This window comes from Pseudomonas sp. CAM1A (assembly GCF_047501685.1).
Taxonomy (GTDB): domain Bacteria; phylum Pseudomonadota; class Gammaproteobacteria; order Pseudomonadales; family Pseudomonadaceae; genus Aquipseudomonas.
In genome coordinates, this window is the sequence record NZ_JBFNXP010000035.1 from 1 (window position 1) to 3,601 (window position 3,601).

Genomic DNA, 3,601 nt, shown 5'->3' on the forward strand with positions numbered 1-3,601 from the left:
CTGAAACTCCTGCTGCCGCCCGGCGTGCAGCGCGCCGTGCTGCGCCTGAACAGCGCCAGCCAGTGGCTGTACAACGGCGTGCAACTGATCGAGCTGCAGGTGCAGATGAAGCTCAGCGAGTACTACGCCCTGCAGAGCGCGCACCTGCGCGAGCTGCAGCACACGGCCAGCGTGCAGGCCGCCAAGGCCCGCGAGCGCATGCTCCTGGGCCTGCGTGAACTCGATGAAGATGTGCGGGCAGCCAGGACTCGGGTACGGCCGATCATCCAGAACGGCCTGCTGAGCCTGGCGGTGCTCGACCCGAAGCTGGCGCACAGCGTCATCACCGTCAGCGTCTGGGTCGAGGGCACCGCCGACGTGCTGCACAAGCGCCTGGCCCAGGAGGCAAGCCTGCGCGTCAACCAGCTCAGCGACGCCGCGCAGATCAGCCTGGTCAACCTCTCGGTCGCCGCGGGCACGCTGGATGCCAACGCACGCCAACTGCTCCACGGCCTGCGCATTACCTCGAAGCAGGCCACCCAGCTGGTACGCACCAGTTTTACCGGTTTGCGCGGGGTGGCGAGCAGCTGGGAACTGCTGCTGGCACTGGGCGGCTTGTACCTGACCCATGACAGCCTGGCGAAGAATCTGGAAAAGGCGGAAATCGAGATCGGCGAAAAATCCAGGGAAGCGGTGATGGCGTTGCATGGGGCCAAGCTGGCGATCCTTGGCGGTGGGATCGAGGCGCTGGGCCTGATCATCAGGGCCGGCGCCACGCAGATCAATAGCAGGATACCCATGACGCCTGCGGGGACGGCCCGGATGGCCACGACCATCAAGATGGGGCGGACAACCGTCAGGATAGGTGCCGTCATGGGCGCCGTAGCCGGTATTTACGATACGGCGCAAGCGGTCTTTGCCTTAAAGCGAACATGGGTGAATGGAGACGAAAGCGCCATGTACGCTTATAAATTTACAGTAGCATTATCGATTGCCGGAGCATTTTATTCCGTCTATGCAGTATTTAGTCCAGCACTGATAGGCCCCTTAGGCATAGCAATCATCCTTGCTACGGCTGCGTACGGTGCTAGCAATTGGGCAGCAAACAGAGAATCGAACCCACTAGAGCGTTGGGCAAGGCGGTGTTATTTCGGCAAAGCCAATGAAAGCCCTGCCATTAATTGGGATTACCCCGAACATGCGGATATCGCTTTTGCAGCATTAAACGCCGCCACATTAGGTGTTGAAGCGGGTCTGAAATTCGAAACCCAAAGAGCCGACCCCACGCTCACAGCTAAAATCGGATGGATTGCCCAGGCAGCCACCGTTCAAAAGCTGACGTTCAAGATTTTGCTACCCAATATTAATGTTTCAAGCTACAGCTATCACTGGACCTTGACCGTTCATCGACATGGCGATGGGGTTCCTTCCAACTACACAAGCGGAGAAACAATCGCCACAGGATCCCATGCGGTTGTACACCCGTTGCCAACCTCACAAAAAAAGCCCTCGTCACGCCTCTCTCACAAAGTGAAAGACTACAGAACAGATACCCTCAGTCAAAAAGCCAGCAAACAAACTGCAGCGTTGCACTCCGGCGACTCCACGACCACCGAGTTCATAACCGGCCATATAGAACTCACCCCAAGCCTTGGCAGGCACAGCATACAGGCTGCAACGTTAAACGTCACTTACTGGCCAGATCGTAATTCCGCAGAGGCCTATGCAAACCTGGAAGTCCTAGAGACCAATAAATGAGCACCTCCAATGAAAACTTACATGAGCGTATTCTAGGCTGGAAGTATGACCTACCCCTCCCCAATGAGAAACCTACGCAGAAACTCAACGCAGCCTTACTACCACCCACACCAAACAAAATAAATGAAACCTACATGGAGGTACCCAGATCCTCACTAAGAGTTAGAGGTATCGGCCTCATCGGCGGAAGCATAGTGCTGCTGACAGGGCTACTACCAATACTATTTTTAATATACATAACGGCATTCGAAAGGGGGAGAATCGAACTGGATTTCACCATAATAAGCCTAACCGCACTGATAGCCATCTATTGGTTAACCATTCCTATCGTACGTTTAGACGTTGAACTACCGCGCGACGAGCCGATCCGCTTCAACCGACTCCGACAAAAAGTTTACTTTTACGAGTACAAACAAGACAAGGTTCGAATATTCAGCAAAAAGCACTGGGGGGTACGCCCTGTCGTTTACAACTGGAGCGACCTCATCGCCGAGGTCTATAGCCTTTATGCCCCGATGGGCAACGGCGGACTCGTTGAGAATATCGTCATCGCAGTACGCAAGACAGGTACCAACGAAATAATCGACCGCCTGTTCTTTAGTCATGATATTGAGGATGGCAAGCAATATTGGGAGATCATCAGACTGTTCATGCAACAAGGCCCTGACGCCCTTCCCACCTTTGCTCGCCCGCCCCGCGACTGGGACAATGACTTCGAACTGACCCCCATTCGCCGATTCGCTCCCAGGGTGCAATGGCCTGAAGCGATGGACCGTGAGTCCCGTACCGGCCCTACAGCAGGAGAGTCGCTCTGAAGCCAGCTTGCTCTTTCAGATCACTGGCTCGAATGCCCGCCACATGACACAGGCGTAATGAAAACGAGTTTCGAGATCAACCGTACATTTCCTGGAAAATTATTAATGACTATCACCGATGTAACTCTTCCTCGTCATGGCCCAGGCTGGAAATATGACCTACCCCTACCCAATGAGGCACCGACACAAAAAGCCAATCCCACTAAGCTACCACCCACACCAAACCAAATAAACGAAACCTACATAGAAGTACCAAGAACCTCATTAAGACTCAGGGGGATTTTTAGCATAGCCTTGAGTATAGCGCTACTACCCGGCCTCCCTCTAACACTAGCCTTTATATATGATGCAATATTCAACATCAACGATATGGGAGTGGATTTCCTCCTAGCTGGACTTGGTCTGATCACAGCAATCTATTGGATCACTCTACCTTATGCACGCATAGATATTGAGCTACCACGCAACGAACCAATCCGTTTCAATCGACTCAGGCAAAAAGTCTATTTTTATGAATATCGATTTGATCGCATCCACATTTTCAGCCGAAAGAGATGGGGTGTACGCCCCGTAGCCTACGACTGGAAAGACCTTATCGCCGAAGCCTGTAGTGTCTACGCCCCCATGGGCAATGGCGGACTCGTCGAGAACGTTCTTATTGCAGTCCGTAAACCTGGTACGGACGAAATCATCGACCGTCTTTTCTTCACCCATGATATCGAGGAAGGCAAACAATACTGGGAACTCATCAGACTGTTCATGCAACAGGGCCCCGACGCCCTTCCCACCTTCGTTCGCCCGCCCCGCGATTGGGACAATGACTTCGAACTAACCCCCATTCGCCGACTAGCCCCAAGAGTGCAATGGCCGGAAGCAATAGACCGTGAGTCCCGTACCGGCCCTGCCGCAGGAGAACACACATGAAACCGGTCGTCCTTGTAGGCCACCTGCACGAGTGCCCGCTGCATGGCGCGGGTGTGGTGGAAACCGGCAGTGAAACCTATCAGTTCAATGGCAAACCCGTTGCCCGAGTCGGGGACCGTATCAGC

Annotated in this window: 3 protein-coding genes and 1 pseudogene; all 4 read left to right on the plus strand. The window is 54.0% G+C overall.

Features of this window, described 5'->3' with window-relative positions:
* A pseudogene (locus ABZO33_RS26735) lies at window positions 1-1,737 on the plus strand (hypothetical protein); the annotation flags it as partial.
* On the plus strand, window positions 1,734-2,552 hold the full coding sequence (locus ABZO33_RS26740) for a DUF6708 domain-containing protein (RefSeq protein WP_414538494.1): 819 nt from the start codon (window positions 1,734-1,736) through the stop codon (window positions 2,550-2,552). The pseudogene ABZO33_RS26735 and the gene ABZO33_RS26740, both read left to right, overlap by 4 nt.
* 105 nt (window positions 2,553-2,657) lie before the next feature.
* A complete protein-coding gene (locus ABZO33_RS26745) occupies window positions 2,658-3,476 on the plus strand; it encodes a DUF6708 domain-containing protein (RefSeq protein ID WP_414538495.1) in 819 nt (272 codons plus the stop codon).
* Window positions 3,473-3,601 (plus strand): PAAR domain-containing protein (locus ABZO33_RS26750; RefSeq protein ID WP_414538485.1); only part of this gene is annotated, 129 nt, incomplete at its 3' end. The genes ABZO33_RS26745 and ABZO33_RS26750, both read left to right, overlap by 4 nt.

What these genes read in the sequence shown, in the direction of transcription:
- ABZO33_RS26745 (WP_414538495.1), top strand. Translation starts at nt 2,658, where the DNA reads ATGACTATCACCGATGTAACTCTTCCTCGTCATGGCCCAGGCTGGAAA.
- ABZO33_RS26740 (WP_414538494.1), top strand. Translation starts at nt 1,734, where the DNA reads ATGAGCACCTCCAATGAAAACTTACATGAGCGTATTCTAGGCTGGAAG.